We start from the raw sequence: 18,983 nt of genomic DNA on the forward strand, positions 1-18,983 counted from the left end.
CGTTGCGCCGTTTATTCCATCTTTGCATTTACAGAGCCTCAGGCTCCCGTTTGCCGTTATGAAGACCTTCACGCTTCCACTCCGCTGTTGTTGCTGTTGATTCCTGCGCCGCCCGGCCGCGCCTGTTCAGCTTTTGCACAACTCATTATCTCTGGAATCCTGTGGAACACAAACTGCATCTTCATAACACCCTCACCCGTCAGAAAGAACGCTTCGAGCCGCTGAACCCGCCCTTCGTGGGCATGTACCTCTGCGGACCCACCGTCTACGGCGACCCGCACCTGGGCCACGCCCGTTCGGCCATCAGCTTCGACATCCTGTTCCGCTGGCTCAAGTACAGCGGCTACAAGGTGCGCTATGTCCGCAACATCACCGACGTAGGCCACCTCACGGGCGACAGCGACGAAGGCGAGGACAAAATCTCCAAGCAGGCACGGCTGGAACAGCTGGAGCCCATGGAGGTAGCCCAGTATTATACCGACCGCTACCACCACCTCATGGCCCGGCTCAACGTCAGCCGTCCGTCCATCGAGCCCCGCGCTACCGGCCACATACCCGAACAGATTGCCCTAGTACAGCAGATTCTCGACAACGGCTTTGCCTACGTGAGCAGGGGCTCGGTGTATTTCGACGTACAGGCCTACCGAAAGGCCTATCCCTACGGCGAACTCTCTGGCCGCGACCAGGTGGAAGAAGCCATTCAGGGCACCCGCGACCTGGACGGCCAGGAAGAAAAGCGCCACCCCAGCGACTTCGCGCTCTGGAAAAACGCCTCGCCCGAGCATCTCATGAAATGGGAAAGTCCCTGGGGTGTGGGCTTCCCCGGCTGGCACATCGAATGCACGGCCATGAGCACCAAATACCTGGGCGCACAGTTCGACATCCACGCCGGTGGCCTCGACCTCATGTTCCCGCACCACGAGGCCGAGATTGCCCAGTCCAACGCCTGCCAGCACCATCACCACCCCACCCAGCCGGGGAACGAGGCCCGTTATTGGCTGCACAATAACATGGTCACCATCGGCGGCCAGAAGATGGGCAAGTCCCTGGGCAACTTCATCACGCTGGAGGAATTCTTCACAGGCACCCACCGGCTGCTGACGCAGGCCTTCAGCCCCATGGCTATCCGGTTCTTTGTGCTGCAAAGCCACTACCGCTCTACGCTCGACTTCTCCGACGAAGCCCTGCGCGCCAGCGAAAAGGCCTACCGCCGCCTCATGGCGGCCCTGCGCCTGCTAGACAGCATCAAGCCCACCGCCGGCGCCACTACTGGCTTTGACATTCCCGCGCTGGAAGCACGCCTCACCGCCGCCCTCAACGACGACCTCAACACCGCCATCGCCATCGCCGAGCTGTTTGAGGCCGCCAAGTGGCTGCACGCCCTGCACCAGGGACAGGAGCAGATTTCCGAAGCCGACCTGACCGCCCTCCGTACCCTGCTGAAGGGCTTTGTTACGGATGTGCTGGGCCTGTCAGATGACGAAGCCAGCGACCAGACCACCGCTCTGGACGCCGCCCTGCAACTGCTGGTAGAGCTCCGCGCCGATGCCCGCAAGGCCAAGAACTTCGCCATCTCCGACCAGATCCGCGACCGCCTGGCCGCAGCTGGCGTGCAACTGAAAGACGGACCGGCGGGCACCACCTGGGTGGTGGAGTAAGCTATCCGTTCATGACATGAAAACGGGCTGCCATTGGCAGCCCGTTTCTGTATCAGTACCCGTGCAAGGCTTACTTCTCGCGGAAGAAGATATTGAGCGGCCAAGCCTCAAAGCCAAAGTTCTCGCGGATCTTCGTTTCCAGAAAACGCTTGTAGTTTTCCTTCACCAGCTTGGGGTGGTTACAGAACATCAGGAAAGTGGGCACGCGGCCTTCTACCTGCGTAATGAACTTGATACGGATGAGCTTGCCACGCTGCGAAGGCGGGGGTGTCTGCTCTATGATGGGAATGAGCACTTCGTTCAGCTCGCGCGTTGGCACAATGCGGTTGCGCTGGTCGTAGATCTCCTTCGCCTTCTCCAGCGCTTTGTGCAGACGCACCTTCTCCAGCGCGGAGATAAAAAGGATGGGGATATTGGAGAGTGGCGCAATTCGAGCCTCTATCTGGGTGCGCAGGTCCCGGTCGGCCGTAGGGGTCTTGGGCACAGTGTCCCACTTGTTGGCCAGGATGATCAGCGGCTTGCGCTGCTTGTCTATCTGGTGCAGAATGGCTAGGTCCTGGGCTTCTATGCCTGCGTTAGCGTCCACCATCAGCATCACTATATCGGCTTCCTGAATGGCCCGCAGGGTGCGGATGACCGAATAGAACTCCACGTTGTCGTTCACCCGGGCCTTGCGCCGCATACCTGCCGTATCTATCAGGTAAAAGTCGAAGCCAAAGGCTTTGTAGCGAGTGGCGATAGAGTCGCGGGTAGTACCTGCGATGGGCGTGACAATATGCTGCTGCTTCCCCAGCAGTGCATTGATGAGGCTGCTCTTGCCTACGTTGGGGCGACCTACTATGGCAATCTTGGGTACGCCTTCTTCCAAGACAGGTTCGGCATCGGTGGGCAGCAGACGCACCACTTCATCCAGCAGGTCACCCGTACCCGCTCCCGTCATTGCCGAGATGGGAAATGCTTCTGAAAGACCCAGCGCATAGAACTCGGCCGAGCGCAGCTCGCGCGCGTAGTTGTCCACCTTGTTTACGCCCAGCACCACCTTGGCGTCTGTCTTCTTCCGGCGGCGGATGACGTCCAGAATATCCTCATCGGCAGGTGTCAGGCCGTCCTTCACGTCCACGATAAATACAACTACATTGGCCTCCTGAAGGGCAATCTCTACCTGCTCACGTATGGCAGCCTCGAACACATCGGCACTGTCTGGCACATAGCCGCCAGTGTCTATTACCGTAAAGAAACGCCCACCCCATGTGGCATTGCCTGTGTTGCGGTCACGCGTAACGCCCGGCATATCCTCTACTATGGCCTGCCGCTGCTCTATCAATCGATTAAACAGGGTGCTTTTGCCCACATTGGGCCGTCCTACTATTGCTACAATACCTTCCATGGAAACTCTGCCGCGAGTGCGGGACCACAAAGGTACACGCTTTGCCCGCAATGGCACGATAGTTGGTTAATTACCACGTAACTTGGTCCCCAAACCAGTACTAACCACTGCCAGAATTATGAAAAAACTTCTGTCTGTTTTTGCCTTCCTCTTGGTTGGCTCCACCGCCTTTGCCCAATTGGTACCCGTCACTTTTGGCCCTAAAGTCGGCATCAACTACTCGACTCTCATCAAAGACAACGTAGACCTTTCCTCAACCTACCGTTTGGGCTTTGTTGCTGGGGGCTTCGCCCGGGTGAACATCCGCAAGCTCTATATTCAGCCTGAGGTTTACTTCACGAGCCGTAACAGCGATGTCACCATCGGCGGCACCACGTTCAAGTCTCAAATCCAGAGCGTTGATATTCCCGTAATGCTGGGCTACAAGATTGTAGACCTGAAGCTGGTAAACGTACGCATGATGCTGGGCCCCGTAGCGTCGCTCACCGCCTCCACTGGTGGCGACCTCGTAGCCGAGAACATCAACGACTTCTCCTGGGGTGGCCAGGCAGGTGTGGGCGTTGACATTGCCAAAATCACTATCGACCTCCGCTACGAGTGGACGTTCAACCGTTTCAAGGAGTCGGGCGGCGCTGGAAAGCCCAGCAATGGCCTCTTCCAACTCGGCGTGGGCTTCAAGATCCTCTGAGTCGGCTACGACGCTGACAAAAAACAGGCCCATGTGGGCCTGTTTTTTTTGTTTATTACTACTTTCGTATATCAAGTAAAGCTGCCCCAACCATTGAAAAAGACTGTCTCAGCGCTGCTGCTTACTTTGTTCTGCTTAACAGCCCAAGCTCAAAACTTTCACTTCACCCTGGGGCCTAAAATTGGGCTTAATTACACGGGTATTGTATGGCCCAAGGGAGAGGTCTCTACCACCTTCAAAGTCAATTATCAGCTTGGATTCTCATTTCGGATTACCTACCGCAGATTCTTTCTTCAGTTAGAATCAAATTACGTTGAGCGAAGTTGTGTGGTAGATGCACGCCGCCCTCCCAATCAGGCCTACAACTTCCCGATCACTCAGACAGCTTTCGACATCCCGTTACTGATTGGCTACAAAGTATTTGCAAAGGAAAAGGTCAGCATCTGGCCGCTGCTGGGAGCTTATTTCTCAACTCCTGGCACTTTCATTGAGGGGGTGTCTACTACCAGGGCTTTCGCCAACTACGGCTACGGGTATCATTTGGGTGTTGGCGCCAGCTATGATCGATTGAATCTTGACCTCCGCTATGACATTGGCTTGCAGCGCTACAGAGCAACGGACCCCGACTTTGGATATCCCAAAGACTACGGCTATCAGCTGTCGCTGACTTACTTTCTGTTCTGAGAGGCTACAGCACCTCCAGTTGCCCCAGATACGCCTCAGCCTGATACAACAGTGCACTGCGGTCTTCTGGCGCCATGCGGTCCAGCGTACCGTACATCATGGCCATACGGGGGTTACGGGCAAATACCTCGCGGTTACGAGCCAGAAAATGCCAGTACAGGCTGTTGAACGGACATGCGCTTTTGCCATGCTTTTTCCGCGGATCGTACGCACAGCCTTTGCAGTAGTCGCTCATTCGGTGGAGATACGCCCCACCTGACACATAGGGCTTGGTCGCAATGACACCCCCATCGGCGTACTGACTCATTCCGTGGGTATTGGGGAGCTGCACCCACTCAAGCGCATCGGCATAGATGCCCAGATACCAGGCATTCACCTCGGCAGGCTCCAGCCCAGCCAGTGCTGCGAAGTTGCCTACCACCATCAGCCGCTGAATATGGTGCGCATAGGCATTGCGCAGGCTCTGCCCTATGGTTACTGAGAGGCAACGCATGTGCGTCTGGCCCGTCCAGAACCATGCAGGCAGGGGCCTGTGTGCCCCCAGATGATTGCGCAGCGCATACTCCGGCATCAGCGCCCAGTAGATACCCCGCACATACTCGCGCCAGCCCAGTATCTGCCGCACGAAACCTTCTACCGATGCAAGTGGAAAACGCTGCGGCGCCTGCTGCCATGCCTGCACCACGGCCTCCAATACTTCCGCGGGCGACAGCAGTTTCAGATTCAGCGCCACACTCAGCGCGCTGTGGTGCAGCAGCGTTTCTCTTGCCACCATCGCATCCTGCAGCGCCCCAAAGCCCGCCAGCTGATGTTCCACAAAGTGCGCCAGCAGCGCCAGTGCCTGGGTGCGGGTATACGGCAGGCTCAGGTCGCCCTGCCAGGCCCCAAAGTGCGGAATACCCGCCGCCTTGATATCTGCCAGCACATCCTCGGGCACGGGTGCCATATCCGGATACTTGGGAAACACATAGCCGGCGGGCGGCGGAGGCTGCCGGTTTTCGCTGTCATAGTTCCAGGCACCACCCACTGGCTCCCCTGCAGCATCCATCAGAAGCCCCGTCCGCTTTCGCATCATTCGATAAAAGCTCTCCATCAGCCACTGCTTCTTGCCTTTGAAGTGCTGGGCCAGCGTGTTCCTTTCTGTCAGGAAGTGTTCGGTGTCGCACACGCTCACCTCCAGTCCCTGCCCCCGCAGCCTGTCAGCCAGTTGAACCAGCTCCTGATCCAGGCGGTATTCATCGGGCAACTGATACTCCACCTTGCGCGCACCGGTTTCTCCCACAAGCTGCGCCAGATTCGCCTCAAAGCCGTGCTGGTTGTCGGCATCCACAATCCGATAATACCGCACCCGATGCCCCTGCTGCTGCAACCAACTGGCAAATGCCCGCATGGCCGCGAAGAAAAGCTGGATTTTCTGCACGTGATGAAGCACATATTCCTGCTCGCTGCGCACTTCCATCAGCACGTACTGCACCCGGTCGTCTACCGTGCGGTACCAACTGTGGTGCGCGTTCAGCTGATCTCCCAGTATCAGGCGCAATGTCTCTGTCTTTAGCGGCATCTCTTGGCTACAACATCCCAGGCGGACCGGTTCCCACTGTTCGCCCACGCACAGAAAGTGTCCGCTTCCGAACATCCCTCTTAACAAAAAACCGCTCAAGCACCTCAATTCACGCGATTCTACGTTCTGGCACACCCATTGACATATTACCGGCATACCGTGCAACCGGCCACTCACTCACCACTCTTTCTCTCACTCTCACCTCACACTCATATGAAAACGCTCCGCACCACCGTACTGCTGTCTCTGTTCACGCTGGTTGGCTTTGCTGCCAAAGCCCAACAAGCTCCCATCCCACCGACGCCACCTGCCCCTGCCTTCATGACGGTTCAGCTCAGTGCCGATGTGCGCGAGAGCATCCGAACTGCCTATCTGGTTGCCGCCGAGTACCATGGCAACTGGACGCTAAACACAGACTATGTATTTGTGAAAGGCACCAACGGCTACGCCTTCGACCTTCTGCCCATTGATGACAGCAACCGCGAGGTAAAGGTTGTCGGCTTCCGTCAGGACACCCTGCACGACCGCCTGATGGTTCTCCTGCTCCTGCCCGACGGCACCCCTGCCGTTACTTTTGTCGCCAGCGAATTAGACCTCCCCAGCCTGCTTTCACACCCCAGCGCACTGGAACTCTGAGCCGCCTGCCCACACACACACTCTCTCTCTCTCTCACCACACTCAAGCCCTGCCCCATCTGGCAGGGCTTTTTTATTGCTGCGTGGTATCTTGCCTCACATGTTGTCCAGCCCTTTCCCACACCTGCTGCGCTTTCGTGCACTGCTATACTGGCATATCGCCTTGGCTGCCATCACGCTGCTCATCTTCAGCGCCTTTCATAATGCCTGGGCCAGTGTAGGTTTTCTTACCGGGGTAGTATTGGTGATTGCGGTTGGCAAATGCGGCCTTTACTGCTGGGCACTCTACCGAAGCATCGTTAATGCGGCACAGAGCAACACCTATTTCTATCAGTTCCTGATGGCGCTGGCAGGCCTGATCATGACGGCCATCTTTTCTTTCGCACTCGATTTCTTCTGTCTCTACACATTTAACCCAAAGTCGCTGGAAGGTGTGGACCCCAAGGCCGATGTCTGGCTGCACCTGTTCGACTGCTGGTATTTCTCCGTGCTCAACTTCAGTTTCTTTGGTGTGGCCGAAATCCTGCCCCGGTCTTACCCCACCAAGTTCCTGCTGACCCTGGAGGCGCTCATCTCCTTTCTCACGGTCATGTTCATCCTGTCCGACTTCATTTCCCTGCGCGACTCCATCCATGCCAGCCGAGCCGGAGCCCCACCACCACCGCCCCGAAAAGGTTGATACTTTTGCAACTCCACTGGACGCCAATTATCTTTAACTGGCATTCCTTTATCCAACATGGCGTTACCGGACGCTCCTGAACAGGAGCCCTACACTCCCCCTGCCGACACACCGGCTCCCGATTCGGCAACCCCACCTCCGACCGCCGAAGCCAGCGCCTCGCCACCCTCTCCAGAGCCCCGCGCAAGCAGTACGCGCAAAGCCTGGCGGCTCAGGTTTCTGGGCTCGGCCGAGCAGTTTCTGGGCATCCAGTTGCTCAACATGCTCCTGTCCATCATTTCCCTAGGGCTCTATTATCCCTGGGCAAAAGCCAACTCACTTCGTTACTTCGCCCAGTACACCGAACTCGCCGGCAGCCGTTTCGTTTTCCACGGCACCGGGCAGGAGCTCTTCCGTGGTTACATGCGGGCGTTGGCCATTGCCATTGGCTTTGGAGCGGTTATCCTGGTGTTGCTCTACTCTGGCGAGGCCCAGTTGGCCTTGGCAGGTCAGGCATTGGGCTATGTGCTACAGGCTGTTCTGGTGCCGCTGGCGCTTTACGGCATGCTGCGTTACCGTCTGTCACGTACCAGTTGGCGTGGCATTCACGGCGGCTATCGCGGTACGCAGTCCGATCTCTTCAAAGTATATATCCGGGGTCAGGTACTAACCATCCTGACCCTCGGCCTGTACTTCCCCTGGTTCATCAACGACCTTCGCCGCGAAGTACTGTCCAACATCCGCATAGGCAGCCTGCGCATGCGCTACACGGGCGAGGGGCTCGATCTCCTCTGGCTGTATGTCAAACTGGTCCTGCTTGTGCTACCCACCTTTGGGTTTTACTTCTTCTGGCACTGGCGCGACATGAAGGTTTATCTTATCAACCACATCGTGCTGGAGCAGGAAGGCGAATATGTAGAGGCCGAGTCGTTCATGACCGTCAGCGACTACATGTCCACCACCATCACCAATGCTCTCATGAAGCAGTTTTCTGTTGGACTTTTGAGTCCTGTAGCCGCTATCCGCGCTTACGAACTCTACGTTTCCTCCATCCGCATCTCTTCCAACTTCGATCCCGACGCTGTCGTCCAGACCGAAGACGACTTCCGCGACGCAACCTCCGAAGACCTGGCCGACATGTTTGACGTTGGCATCAACTGATGAGTACCCACCCGAACGTCCCCGTATTCACAGGTCGTTATTTCAATGGCCTGACGTCCAAGGTGCATCATGCCACCATTCTGCTGGAGGCCGACTCCGTAGTCATCGGCTGGCTCGACCCTGAAGGCCAGCCCCTGCGCGTCGACTGGGAAATAGACCGCATTCACCGCAATGATGCCAACATCAGCGGAAAAGCGGTGCTCACTTACGGCAGCTTCCCCTATCAGACACTGGAGGTAGACCACCCCCAGTTCATCCAGTTTCTGGCGAATACCTATCCCAAGGCCAATTTTACCCAGAACACCTATCGCCAGCTTACCCGCACCGGGTGGAAAGGAATTGCCTTTTCGGCCAGTGCCATTGTGCTTTCGCTGGTCATGTTCTTCCTCTATGGCCTACCCTTCATCACCACGCAGTTTGTAGAACACCTGCCTATCGAGAGCGAAAAACAGATAGGGGCTCCTACCCGTGGCCAGATGGTAGGCGATGCCTTCATTGACGCCCGCCGTACCCGCCTGATGAACCAGTTTTTTGCCGAGCTGGAAAAAGACGACCCGTACAATACCCGTATCTACGTCGTCAACGATTCCCTCGTCAATGCCTTCGCCCTCCCAGGTGGCTACATCTTTGTTTACAAAGGCCTGCTCGACCGCATGGAGAATCCCGAAGAACTGGTGGCACTTCTGGGCCATGAGTTCGGCCATGTGCGCAAGCGCCATTCCACCCGCGCCATCGCACGCATACTCTCCAGCTACCTGCTGCTCAACATCATCACCAACGATGTAGGCGGCATTTCTGCTACAGTTGTCGACAATGCCAATGCGCTGTATCAGCTCAAGTTCTCACGCGAGTTTGAGACCGAAGCCGATGAAAGCGGCATGGACATGCTCGAAGAAAACCACCTGGACCCCCAGGGCATGGTGCAGATGTTCTCACGCCTGAAGGCTGCCGGCGGCGACATTCCCAAAGAGATGGAATGGGCCAGTACCCACCCGATCGTAGACAATCGTATCGAAGCCGCCGAAGCCCGCATACGCGACCGTCAATACAGCCACCGCCCGACGCCTGCCCGCCTGATCGAGCTGTGGAAAGCCATCAAGGTCCCTTCAACTGCCGACAACTTCAAAACCTGGGCTGAGTTTTCGGAAGAAGAGAAGCAGCAGGAAGCCGACATTACCCGGTATTTCGAAGATGGCCAGTACCATCCGCCAGTGGAAGAAATTCCTGGCAAGCACGACGAATCCCAAACGGTGGAGCAACCGGCCAAGAGCCCTCCCGAACCCGAGAAAACCAGTAACAGTTCACCCCTCAGCAACAACTGATCTACCGCGCAAATGCACAGCGGCCACAGTTTCCTGTGGCCGCTGTCTTTTCTGTAGGCGCTGAAGCAATTGGGTGTCACTCAGTCGGCCAGCTGGCGGGCGGCCATGCGGCGCTGAGCCAGGTTCAGCAGAAACACCCCCAGCACGGTAAGCGAACCGCCAACAACAAAGGCCAGCGTAAGGTCTTCGCCCATCACCAGTACCGCCCAAAGGGTGGCCACCACCGGCTGCATGTTCATGTAGATGGAAACCTGCGAGCTCTTCAGTTTCACAAGTGCATAGACAATCAGCAGGAAGGAGATCACCGAGTGGATGATAATCATGTACAGCAGGCCTGTCCAGCCAGAAGCTGGCACTGCGGCGTAGTCCAGACTGGGTAGGCGCCACAGCATGATGGGCAGGAACAGCAGCGCCCCCATCGCCATCATGGCTGCCGACATCTGCACGGGGTCGAGGTTGGCTGCCAGCCTGCGGTTGTACACCATATAGATGCTCCAGAAAATGACAGCCACCAGTGAAATGAGGTTGCCCAGCTGCACATCAGAGCCAAAGTCCAGGCTTTTCTGACTGAAAATGAAACCCACCCCCGTCAGGGCCACCACTACCCCCAACAGCTTGCCGGCGCTCATGGCTTCGGCTCTGGCAATGAATACCGAAATCAGCAGCACAAACATTGGCGTAATGGCATACATCAGTGCGCCGTTGGCCGCGGTGGTCAGCTTCAGGCCTGCGGCAAAAAAGTACTGATTCCCCGCCATGCCCAGCAGCATCATCAGAACCATGAACCTCCATAAGTCTGCAGTCGGCTTGAAAGTCCGGAAGCCTCCCTTCAGGAAGAACAGCGGCGTCAGCACCAGAAAGCCCCCCAGCATACGTAGCGATACCAGCACCTCCGGGTCAAACGCCACAGAGGCATTCCGGGCATAGGAATATCCGATACCGATAATGAGGGTATGAATCACCATGGCCAGATGGCCCTTCCAGCTGTCGTCGGGCGCAGCAATCGGGGCAGGCACTGGTTCCTTGGGGGTGGGCACAGCTGTGATGAGAATGGGTGGCGCCTTCTCCTCCGCCACTACCGGAGCGGCGGTTTCGGGCAAGGGGGTGTTCATGCGTGTGGAGCGAGTGCAGTTAGCGTGTGGTAGGCTTTCAGGTATCGGTTCAGGCGCGGCAGATCGGCAGCAGTCACCTCTGTCAAGCGGGTCAGGGTCAAGTTGTCACGCAGGTCGGCCAGCTTCACACGCACAGCCTGCGGATTGGCCTTCACCCGGTTCAGGTATACATCATATTCTTCGGTTTCGTCCTTTGTCAGGGCTTGCACGGCCTCCACTAAATGGGGCGGAAAGCCTTGTGCCAGCAGATCGTCGGCTGTAGTGTCGGTATCCTCCAGCACATCGTGCAACAGGGCCACCACTTTGTCCTCCGGGTTGGGAAGTGCGGCCGCAACACGCATCACATGAAACAGATACGGCATACCCATGCGATCTACCTGTCCCAGGTGGGCATTTGTGGACAGTGCCAGCGCGCGGGCCAGCAGCGTTTCGATACTCATAGCTGGACGGGACAAAGTTGTACAAATGCTACCAGTCTCCCAACGGCCTTTGCAAACATTATCCTTCGGTTAAGTATTGCAACAAAAACGCCGAAAACACCGCTTTCATGCATTAATCCCAACATTTAGACGCTTTTCAGGGATGTTTCGCAACATACCCTGTAAAACGCTTACGGAAATTCACTAGTTTTGCCAACGGGGTACAGGTGTATCCCTACAAAGAGGAACCCGCCATGGAGCGCACCACAGATCAGATGAAGTCTTTTTATGAGGCTTGGCTCGGCACGCAGAAGCAGCTGACCCAGCAATGGATGCAGGGGATGAACAATCTCCAGCAGCAGATGACCGGCAACTTTCAGGAGCAGGGCAAGCAGCTCTATGGCCAGGTAGCCGATCAGCAGGTATCCATGTACAAGCAGTGGATGGAGTCGGTACAGCGTGCGCAGCAGGGCGTGGCAAGCCTCATGGGCCTGCCTACCATGGCCGCAATGCCCGGCTTTGCCATGACGGAGCAGGGCTTCAACGCCATGCGTGACATGTGGGAACAGCAGATGAAAGCCTTCGGCTTGCCCTCTGTTGCTACCTCGCAGCAAGACATGATGGGCAACTTCGGCAAGCTCCGAAGCGATATGCTGGGCCAGGTTTTCGGCATGTACGACAACTGGACCAATCTCTACCGCCACTCGGCTGAAGCCATGGGCCGCATGCAACAGGACCTGCTGAAGAATGCCAAGCCCGGTATGCCCAAAGAGGCCGCCGACTTTGCGGCCCGCAGCACCGAAGCCTACCTCAAGGTGCTGGAGTTCTGGATGCCTGTGATGAAACAGATGCAGGAGAAGACCCTCACACCCGAGCAGTTCCAGCAGATGCTGCACCCCAGCCGATACAAAGAAGTAATGGACCGCGTGTTCTCCTTCGCTTCGGCCGAGAACGTACAGCAGTTCAACGCTCAGATGACCAAACTCGTGGAAGGCCTCTCTGGCAACGCGCAGCACACCGCCAAACGTTACCAGGAGATGCTCGAGCGTCATAGCCAACTGCTGCCCGAGCTCATGGCAGGCGACCCACAGGCGGCCGTAAAAATCTACGAGAACCTCTACGATACCTACCAGAAGAACCTGGATCCTATGCTCAAGGCTTCGCTCGGAGGCCGCGACGCAGAAGCAATCGGCATCGTTAAGGACATGATGGCCAAGTACGCCGACTACATGGGCCGCGTAACGCAGTTCCAGTACAAAGTGTACGTGACTGGCCAAAAGACGCTCGAAGGAGTGGCTGACAAAGCCTACAAAGCCTATCAGAAGAGCCACGAGGCAGGCAGCTTCAACGAGTTCTTCCAGCAGTGGGCGGCCGCCAACGAGTCGGCGTTCCGCGACCTCTTCCAGGCTGAAGAGTATACCCACGTGCAGAACGACCTCATGAATGTCGGCATGGAAATCCGTACCGATTTCCAGCGCCTCATGGAAATCATGATGGCCGACTACCCCGTAGTACCCCGCAGCGAAATGAATGAAATGGCAAAAACCGTGAACGACCTCAAGGCCCGCCTCTATGAACTGGAGAAAGCCCTGGGCAAGAACGGCGCTGCCGATACAACAGAAGCGCCCGCTGCCAAGCGCACGGCACCTGCCAAGAAGTAATTCTTTTCTATACAGTGAAGCGGCTCCTGGGATGTTCGGGGGCCGCTTTTATTTTACCCTGGCGAACAAACTGCAATAATCAGTCGAGGCCGCTGACGCTTTGCAGTTCCAGCAACGTGAAATAGCTGTTGGTGGTACGCGGCCGGGTTGGCAATCCCAGATCGAATTCATAGTACCGATCATACCGGATGATGAGCCCCACTTTCGGTGCGTAGATTTCGTATGTCTCGAAATCGAATGCCAGCGTCTTTCGGCGGCGCCACAACACCTTGGCGCAACGTTCGTAAGTCACTCCGTTGAGCGTTACGGTTGTGTCGGTGAGTAAATAACTGGCCTGCTGGCTGCCCAGGTTGTTGTACAGGTTGATGTTCCACTGCTGGCTGCCGGTTACTGGATAAGCCAGCACCAACCGCCGGATATTTCCCTCCTGACGCTCTGCATACGGCGACAGGTAGCCATGATGCCACACCTCTTCCAAGTCAAAGCCCGTGTTCGCAGAGGAAGAAGTATCGCGGCGCACTGGATACAGCGTCCGGCCATTCAGTTCAAAAGGCGCCAGGTAGGTCTCCCTGAGAAAATAACTGCGCCCAATAACGCCCAGTGTCGTCACATTGCTGTCGCGCACAGCATAAACCCGCTCCCCACCTTGCCGAATCGGGAAGAATTCCTCCAGACTGGGAGACAGCGGCTCCGCTTCCTGCACGCACCCAGGCAGCAGAAGCATTCCCAACAACACTATCGACAGCAGACGCATAGACAAAAATAAACGCTTTGTTCAGGCCGTGGCATACTGGCCTGTAGAAAGCAAAACCAGTGTACATGCCTCTACAACATGAATGCCAGCTTGTTCAGCCAGATCAGCGAGGTCGGGGTTCTCAGCCCCAGGATTAAACACAATACGACGAGGCTTCAGCGCCAGAATAGCCGGAATCAAAGGGGCCTGCCGAGCCGCACCCAGGTACATCGTCAAGGTGTCAATCGGCTCGGTCACCTCAGCCAATGACTTTCGGATTGGCACCCCCGCCACTTCGCCTGAGTCAAGACCAACTGCAATGACGGCCTCGTCGTGTTGGCGCAACATACGGATCGCCTTATTGGAATATCGTTCGGGGTTGGTGCTGGCACCCAAAACCAGTGTAAATGCACTCATTTGCGTGATTGTTCTGAATTATACACACCCGTGTACTTTGTGAACACAGTATTTTTCTCAAAAGATTTCACTAAATACTTGTATCATATTGGTATTTGCTATTTTTGTCGCGGATTTCAACTCAATTCCGCACACAATGAAGAAGATTTTCGGTCTCCTGTTCCTCGCTGGTATGTTCGCCGTAGTAGCTTGCGGTCCCAAAGAAGCTGACAAGCCCGCTGAAGCTCCTGCTGATAGCGCTGCTGCTGCTCCCGCTCCTGCTCCTGCTGACAGTGGCGCTGCCAAGGCTGACAGCACTGCTCCTGCCGCTGCTGCTCCTGCTGCTCACTAATTGTGAGCGCCAGCTAGGGCGCGTGCATTACGCACAAGGAACAAAAAATACCCGCTTCATCCCCGAAGCGGGTATTTTATTAACGGGCTGCCCTATACCAGCATCTCTGACCCAATACAATTCCTGTAGCCCACAATAAGACGGGCCTGCTCCGTAAGAAGCAGGCCCGTTTGGATTTCAATCAGGTCCGGACGTCAGTCCGTATCAGGAGCCACTCTTGGTAGCGCGTGAGGTCTTCTTACCACTGCGCTTCACGTATGTCTCCTGGGTTTCGGTATTCAGCTCTACGCGCAGCAGTTCCGAATCCTTGGCATCCAGGTTCAGCAGTTCTGACGCAATGGGGTCTTCAATGTACTTCTGAACGGCACGGTTCAGCGGGCGGGCACCAAACTGCTGGTCAAAGCCCTTATCTGCCAGAAACTCGCGCACTTCATCAGACACCTCGAAGCGATAGCCCAGCGCTTCTACACGCTTGCCTACCTTCGCCACAGCGATATCGACAATCTGGAGGATGTGTTCTTTCTCAAGCGCCTTGAAGATGATGACATCGTCAATGCGGTTCAGGAACTCGGGGCGGAACACCTTGCGCAGCGCGCTTTCCAGCGTGCCCTTCATGTTCTCGTAGCTCCGGGCCACCTTGGCCGAAGTAGCAAAGCCAACGCCAGTGCCGAACTCCTTCAGTTCTTTGGCACCCACGTTCGAGGTCATGATGATGATGGTGTTGCGGAAGTCTACCCGGCGGCCCAGACCATCGGTCAGGATACCGTCGTCCAGCACCTGCAACAGCAGGTTGAAGACGTCCGGGTGGGCTTTCTCGATTTCGTCCAACAGGATGACACTGTAGGGCTTCCGGCGGACCTTCTCGGTCAGCTGGCCGCCTTCCTCGTAGCCTACATAGCCGGGGGGCGCACCAATGAGGCGCGACACGGAGAACTTCTCCATGTACTCCGACATGTCTACCCGCACCAGCGAGTCGTCGCCTTCGAACAGGTAGTTCGCCAGTGCCTTGGCCAGCTCAGTCTTACCCACACCCGTCTGGCCCAGGAAGATGAACGAGCCAATGGGCTTGTTCGGGTCCTTCAGGCCCGTACGTGAGCGCTGAATGGCTCGCACCAGTTTTTCGATGGCCTCATCTTGGCCTATGATGCGGGCCTTCAGTTCGTTGGCCATTGCCAGCAGACGGTTTGCATCGCCTTCGGCAATCTTGTTCACCGGAATACCCGTCATCATGGCTACCACGGCAGCCACGTCTTCTTCCGTTACGGTGTAGCGCTTGCTGCGGGTTTCTTCTTCCCACGCCAGCTTGGCCAGTTCCAGTTCTTCCAGCAGGCGCTTCTCCTGGTCGCGGAGTTGGGCAGCCTCCTCATAACGCTGGCTCTTGACTACACGGTTCTTTTCCTCTTTCACCTGCTCTATGCGGGCTTCGAGGTCCAGAATATTCTTCGGTACATGGATGTTGCTGATGTGCACGCGGCTGCCAGCTTCGTCCAGTACGTCTATTGCCTTGTCCGGGAACTGCTTGTCCGACACATAGCGGTCAGACAGCGTGACGCACGCCTTGATGGCGTCGTCGGTGTAGTTCACGTTGTGGTGGTTCTCGTACTTCTCCTTGATGTTCTGCAGAATCTGCACCGTCTCGTCAGGAGAGGTCGGGTCCACCATAATCTTCTGGAAGCGACGCTCCAGCGCACCGTCTTTCTCGATGAACTGGCGGTATTCGTCCAGCGTGGTAGCACCAATGCACTGGATTTCGCCACGGGCCAGCGCCGGCTTGAACATGTTGCTCGCGTCCAATGAGCCGCTTGCACCGCCTGCGCCCACTATCGTGTGCAGCTCATCGATGAAGAGAATCACGTCAGGGCTCTTTTCCAGTTCGGCCAGTACTGCCTTCATGCGCTCTTCAAACTGGCCGCGGTACTTGGTACCAGCCACCAGCGAGGCAATGTCGAGGCTCACCACACGCTTATTGAACAACACACGGCTCACCTTGCGCTGTACAATGCGCAGCGCAAGGCCTTCGGCGATGGCAGTCTTACCGACGCCAGGCTCACCAATAAGTACCGGATTGTTCTTCTTGCGGCGGCTGAGCACCTGGGCTACACGCTCGATTTCCTTGTCACGACCAATGATAGGGTCCAGGCGGCCTTCTTCAGCCATCCGGGTCAGGTCGCGACCAAAATTGTCCAGAACAGGCGTCTTGGACTTAACGTTCTTCTTCGGACGGTCGGGGTCCCCACCACCTTGGGCGGCACCTGCGCCGGGATCCGACGGCTCTGACGGCAACGCCATCTTGATGCCATCACCGTTCTGTTCCAGCTCGGAACGAACGATTTCGTATGTGACGCCGAAACGCGAAAGAATCTGCGCGGCGATGTTGTCTTCGTCACGAAGCAGCGAAAGCAGCAAATGCTCGGTACCAATCACATCGCTCTTGAAAAGCTTAGCTTCCAGATACGTGATTTTCAGCACCTTTTCGGCCTGCTTGGTCAGAGGAATATTGCCGATGTTGACGTTGGTATTCGTCACCCGCACCGATTCCTCTATCGTCTTGCGCAGCTTCTGCAGGTCAATCCCCAAATTAACCAGCATTTTGATGGCCATACCCTCGCCTTCACGAATCAGCCCCAACAAGAGGTGTTCCGTGCCGATGTAGTCATGACCCAGCCGCAATGCCTCTTCCCTGCTGTAGGAAATCACATCGCGTACACGGTTCGAGAAGTTGGCCTCCATAACAGGTGATACTCTTTACTTGAATGCCTTTGGAATACAACTGAGAATATCGGCAAAAAGTTGGCCACCTCGGAGGTTGGCATGCCTGCCTGCCAATTTGCCTTACTGGCCGAAATACGTGCTGTAGATCAGCAGACCCAGCGCTATCAGCAAAAGATTTGCCAGCGACACCGGGATGAATGACTTCCAGCCAATATCCATCAGTTGGTTGTACTTGAAACGGGGCAGCGTCCAGCGTACCCACAGGAAGACGAAAATCATGAAAATCGTCTTGACCGAGAACCATGAGATACCCCAGAGCGCCTGTGCCAGTGGGCTCCAGTTGGCTACTCCCAGCGCTTCTTCACCAATACCCAAGTAGCCACCCAGGAACAGCGTGCTGATGATACCCGAGCCAATAACTACGTGCATGTATTCGGCCACGTAGAACGCACCGAACTTCATCGAAGAGTACTCGGTGTGGAAACCGGCTACCAGTTCCTGTTCGGCTTCCGCCAGATCAAAGGGTGCCCGGTTACATTCTGCAAAAACGCAGGTAACGAAAATGAGGAACCCAATCGGGTTCAGTATGATGAACCAGCCACTGCTGCGCTGGGCCTCTACAATGGTGGTAAGGCGCAGGAATTCAGATCCCTCGGGCGCAAAGTGGTTGGCCAGCAGAATCACGCTGACCACCGCAATACCCATCGACAGTTCATAGGAAATCATCTGGGCCGAACTGCGCAGGCCACCCAGCAGCGAGTACTTGCTGTTCGAGCTCCAGCCTGCCAGCGTAACGCTGTACACCGCGATGGAACCCAGCGCCAGCGTGTACAGAATCCCGATGTTCGCATCGAAAATCTGCAACCCCTTGGCGAACGGCAGGATCGCCATTGCCGATATGGCCAACGTAACGCCAATCACTGGCGAAATGAAGTGGATGAAACGGTTGGCGCCAGAAGGCACAATGTCTTCCTGCAGAATCAGCTTCACGGCGTCAGCGGCCGGTTGCAGAAGCCCCCAGGGGCCTACGCGGTTGGGACCCACGCGTTGCTGAATCCACGCTGAAACCTTGCGCTCGGCAAAGGTGACATAGGCAGCAGCCGTCAGAATCGTAAACAGTACGATGACGATGAACAGGACAGTACTCAGGATATCCATACGCGCAAAAATAGGCCCCTATGCGTACGGAACAAACTCCCTACCCCGGAAAATGCATCAACGTGGCGGGAAACTTTGCACCGAGCCCCTCAGCACCGTGTGGGTACGCGGCCCTTCATTGCACAGAAGGTCCACCAGCGACAGATTTGGCGCAAAACCTTCAAACTGCTGGAAGTATGGAACTGTCACAAACCAGCCAGGGGCAGCGGTATCCATTCCCAAGTTTTCTGCCACATTGTCAGCAGATGTTTCAAAAACCAGCCCAAGGCGTTTCCCCATGTACTGAATCAGCGCCACATTCAGCTCCAACAGCCGCTCGTGCGGCATCATCAGTATCCGTGCAAGGTCTTCTGCGTAGTGCAGATAGAAAGGGGAGCGCCGAAGGGCCGCGTCAATGCTGCGTATATGGGTACGGTTCCAAGGTTCCCGGTAAGTAAGCCGAGCCTCTGCAAGAGGCGTCTTCAAACCGTCCTGAGATACGGTAATACTCAGACGCTGAATGCCTTCTGGCCGCTTGATATACGCGCGGCTGTAGTGTGTCTGCTTGCGGTAAAACCCACCGGTACCCAGCACCAGTGGCTGGCCCTCCTGATGCCCAGCATAGGCCAGCGCCCACCAGGCAACCGATGGCAGATAATATGGCGGCAGTATCAGCGGACTCAACATGGCCCGCAAAAGTAGCTACT

Annotated in this window: 18 protein-coding genes; 9 read left to right on the top strand and 9 right to left on the bottom strand. The window is 56.3% G+C overall.

The genetic code is table 11. The features are described from left to right. The first annotated feature begins 161 nt into the window (after positions 1 to 161). Positions 162 to 1,658, top strand: coding sequence for a cysteine--tRNA ligase (cysS, locus tag AC2D8O_RS10415; protein ID WP_484678755.1), 1,497 nt, complete (start codon positions 162 to 164; stop codon positions 1,656 to 1,658). Positions 1,659 to 1,728: 70 nt separating this feature from the next. Here cysS and der read toward each other — a convergent pair whose 3' ends face one another. After that, positions 1,729 to 3,045: a ribosome biogenesis GTPase Der gene (der, locus tag AC2D8O_RS10420; RefSeq protein ID WP_484678756.1), complete on the bottom strand. Its 1,317-nt coding sequence runs from the start codon at positions 3,043 to 3,045 to the stop codon at positions 1,729 to 1,731. Between the two features lie 118 nt (positions 3,046 to 3,163). Between der and AC2D8O_RS10425 the strand changes: the two genes are divergently transcribed. After that, complete coding sequence (locus AC2D8O_RS10425) at positions 3,164 to 3,733, top strand: porin family protein (RefSeq protein ID WP_484678757.1); 570 nt, start codon at positions 3,164 to 3,166, stop codon at positions 3,731 to 3,733. A gap of 33 nt (positions 3,734 to 3,766) precedes the next feature. After that, positions 3,767 to 4,417, top strand: coding sequence for a porin family protein (locus AC2D8O_RS10430; RefSeq protein ID WP_484678758.1), 651 nt, complete (start codon positions 3,767 to 3,769; stop codon positions 4,415 to 4,417). A 4-nt stretch (positions 4,418 to 4,421) separates the two neighbouring features. On the opposite strand, the gene AC2D8O_RS10435 is transcribed toward AC2D8O_RS10430, so the two are convergent. Continuing rightward, positions 4,422 to 5,978, bottom strand: coding sequence for a cryptochrome/photolyase family protein (locus tag AC2D8O_RS10435; protein WP_484678759.1), 1,557 nt, complete (start codon positions 5,976 to 5,978; stop codon positions 4,422 to 4,424). A gap of 213 nt (positions 5,979 to 6,191) precedes the next feature. On the opposite strand from AC2D8O_RS10435, the gene AC2D8O_RS10440 reads away from it, so the two are divergent. The 4 genes from AC2D8O_RS10440 to AC2D8O_RS10455 all read left to right on the top strand — a co-directional run bounded on the left by AC2D8O_RS10440 (position 6,192) and on the right by AC2D8O_RS10455 (position 9,754). Further along, on the top strand, positions 6,192 to 6,614 hold the full coding sequence (locus AC2D8O_RS10440) for a hypothetical protein (RefSeq protein WP_484678760.1): 423 nt from the start codon (positions 6,192 to 6,194) through the stop codon (positions 6,612 to 6,614). A gap of 99 nt (positions 6,615 to 6,713) precedes the next feature. Further along, the gene (locus tag AC2D8O_RS10445; protein WP_484678761.1) at positions 6,714 to 7,292 is read left to right on the top strand and encodes a hypothetical protein; all 579 of its coding nucleotides are present in this window, start codon (positions 6,714 to 6,716) and stop codon (positions 7,290 to 7,292) included. Positions 7,293 to 7,349: 57 nt separating this feature from the next. Continuing rightward, on the top strand, positions 7,350 to 8,432 hold the full coding sequence (locus AC2D8O_RS10450; protein WP_484678762.1) for a DUF898 family protein: 1,083 nt from the start codon (positions 7,350 to 7,352) through the stop codon (positions 8,430 to 8,432). Then, positions 8,432 to 9,754 carry a M48 family metallopeptidase gene (locus AC2D8O_RS10455; RefSeq protein WP_484678763.1) on the top strand — a complete coding sequence of 441 codons (1,323 nt, stop codon included), beginning with the start codon at positions 8,432 to 8,434 and terminating at the stop codon, positions 9,752 to 9,754. Before AC2D8O_RS10450 ends, AC2D8O_RS10455 begins: the two co-directional genes overlap by 1 nt. A gap of 80 nt (positions 9,755 to 9,834) precedes the next feature. Here AC2D8O_RS10455 and AC2D8O_RS10460 read toward each other — a convergent pair whose 3' ends face one another. Continuing rightward, positions 9,835 to 10,866 carry a DMT family transporter gene (locus AC2D8O_RS10460; RefSeq protein WP_484678764.1) on the bottom strand — a complete coding sequence of 344 codons (1,032 nt, stop codon included), beginning with the start codon at positions 10,864 to 10,866 and terminating at the stop codon, positions 9,835 to 9,837. Further along, entirely contained in the window at positions 10,863 to 11,306 is a 444-nt protein-coding gene (locus AC2D8O_RS10465; RefSeq protein ID WP_484678765.1) for a hypothetical protein, read from the bottom strand. Before AC2D8O_RS10465 ends, AC2D8O_RS10460 begins: the two co-directional genes overlap by 4 nt. A 254-nt stretch (positions 11,307 to 11,560) precedes the next feature. On the opposite strand from AC2D8O_RS10465, the gene AC2D8O_RS10470 reads away from it, so the two are divergent. Continuing rightward, on the top strand, positions 11,561 to 12,946 hold the full coding sequence (locus AC2D8O_RS10470; RefSeq protein WP_484678766.1) for a poly(R)-hydroxyalkanoic acid synthase subunit PhaE: 1,386 nt from the start codon (positions 11,561 to 11,563) through the stop codon (positions 12,944 to 12,946). A 79-nt stretch (positions 12,947 to 13,025) separates the two neighbouring features. Here the strand turns inward: AC2D8O_RS10470 and AC2D8O_RS10475 are convergent, their stop codons facing one another. Both AC2D8O_RS10475 and AC2D8O_RS10480 read right to left on the bottom strand, forming a co-directional pair. Further along, complete coding sequence (locus AC2D8O_RS10475; protein ID WP_484678767.1) at positions 13,026 to 13,700, bottom strand: hypothetical protein; 675 nt, start codon at positions 13,698 to 13,700, stop codon at positions 13,026 to 13,028. A gap of 21 nt (positions 13,701 to 13,721) precedes the next feature. Beyond that, complete coding sequence (locus AC2D8O_RS10480; RefSeq protein WP_484678768.1) at positions 13,722 to 14,096, bottom strand: CoA-binding protein; 375 nt, start codon at positions 14,094 to 14,096, stop codon at positions 13,722 to 13,724. A 136-nt stretch (positions 14,097 to 14,232) separates the two neighbouring features. Here AC2D8O_RS10480 and AC2D8O_RS10485 point away from each other — a divergent pair, with 136 nt between their 5' ends. Then, a complete protein-coding gene (locus AC2D8O_RS10485; RefSeq protein WP_484678769.1) occupies positions 14,233 to 14,427 on the top strand; it encodes a hypothetical protein in 195 nt (64 codons plus the stop codon). Between the two features lie 204 nt (positions 14,428 to 14,631). On the opposite strand, the gene AC2D8O_RS10490 is transcribed toward AC2D8O_RS10485, so the two are convergent. The 3 genes from AC2D8O_RS10490 to AC2D8O_RS10500 all read right to left on the bottom strand — a co-directional run bounded on the left by AC2D8O_RS10490 (position 14,632) and on the right by AC2D8O_RS10500 (position 18,963). Next, positions 14,632 to 17,157 (bottom strand): ATP-dependent Clp protease ATP-binding subunit, encoded by a 2,526-nt coding sequence (locus AC2D8O_RS10490; RefSeq protein ID WP_484678770.1) that lies wholly within the window; start codon positions 17,155 to 17,157, stop codon positions 14,632 to 14,634. Positions 17,158 to 17,259: 102 nt separating this feature from the next. Further along, positions 17,260 to 18,297, bottom strand: coding sequence for an NADH-quinone oxidoreductase subunit NuoH (gene nuoH, locus AC2D8O_RS10495; RefSeq protein ID WP_484678771.1), 1,038 nt, complete (start codon positions 18,295 to 18,297; stop codon positions 17,260 to 17,262). Positions 18,298 to 18,354: 57 nt separating this feature from the next. Beyond that, the gene (locus tag AC2D8O_RS10500) at positions 18,355 to 18,963 is read right to left on the bottom strand and encodes a WbqC family protein (protein ID WP_484678772.1); all 609 of its coding nucleotides are present in this window, start codon (positions 18,961 to 18,963) and stop codon (positions 18,355 to 18,357) included. Positions 18,964 to 18,983: the final 20 nt, after the last annotated feature.

It is taken from the genome of Pontibacter sp. T17 (assembly GCF_057219875.1).

Coding starts and splice junctions, on each gene's coding strand:
- der (WP_484678756.1), bottom strand. CDS start 3,045: ATGGAAGGTATTGTAGCAATAGTAGGACGGCCCAATGTGGGCAAAAGC.
- AC2D8O_RS10425 (WP_484678757.1), top strand. CDS start 3,164: ATGAAAAAACTTCTGTCTGTTTTTGCCTTCCTCTTGGTTGGCTCCACC.
- AC2D8O_RS10435 (WP_484678759.1), bottom strand. CDS start 5,978: ATGCCGCTAAAGACAGAGACATTGCGCCTGATACTGGGAGATCAGCTG.
- AC2D8O_RS10440 (WP_484678760.1), top strand. CDS start 6,192: ATGAAAACGCTCCGCACCACCGTACTGCTGTCTCTGTTCACGCTGGTT.
- AC2D8O_RS10445 (WP_484678761.1), top strand. CDS start 6,714: ATGTTGTCCAGCCCTTTCCCACACCTGCTGCGCTTTCGTGCACTGCTA.
- AC2D8O_RS10450 (WP_484678762.1), top strand. CDS start 7,350: ATGGCGTTACCGGACGCTCCTGAACAGGAGCCCTACACTCCCCCTGCC.
- AC2D8O_RS10455 (WP_484678763.1), top strand. CDS start 8,432: ATGAGTACCCACCCGAACGTCCCCGTATTCACAGGTCGTTATTTCAAT.
- AC2D8O_RS10460 (WP_484678764.1), bottom strand. CDS start 10,866: ATGAACACCCCCTTGCCCGAAACCGCCGCTCCGGTAGTGGCGGAGGAG.
- AC2D8O_RS10465 (WP_484678765.1), bottom strand. CDS start 11,306: ATGAGTATCGAAACGCTGCTGGCCCGCGCGCTGGCACTGTCCACAAAT.
- AC2D8O_RS10470 (WP_484678766.1), top strand. CDS start 11,561: ATGAAGTCTTTTTATGAGGCTTGGCTCGGCACGCAGAAGCAGCTGACC.
- AC2D8O_RS10475 (WP_484678767.1), bottom strand. CDS start 13,700: ATGCGTCTGCTGTCGATAGTGTTGTTGGGAATGCTTCTGCTGCCTGGG.
- AC2D8O_RS10480 (WP_484678768.1), bottom strand. CDS start 14,096: ATGAGTGCATTTACACTGGTTTTGGGTGCCAGCACCAACCCCGAACGA.
- AC2D8O_RS10485 (WP_484678769.1), top strand. CDS start 14,233: ATGAAGAAGATTTTCGGTCTCCTGTTCCTCGCTGGTATGTTCGCCGTA.
- AC2D8O_RS10490 (WP_484678770.1), bottom strand. CDS start 17,157: ATGGAGGCCAACTTCTCGAACCGTGTACGCGATGTGATTTCCTACAGC.
- nuoH (WP_484678771.1), bottom strand. CDS start 18,297: ATGGATATCCTGAGTACTGTCCTGTTCATCGTCATCGTACTGTTTACG.
- AC2D8O_RS10500 (WP_484678772.1), bottom strand. CDS start 18,963: ATGTTGAGTCCGCTGATACTGCCGCCATATTATCTGCCATCGGTTGCC.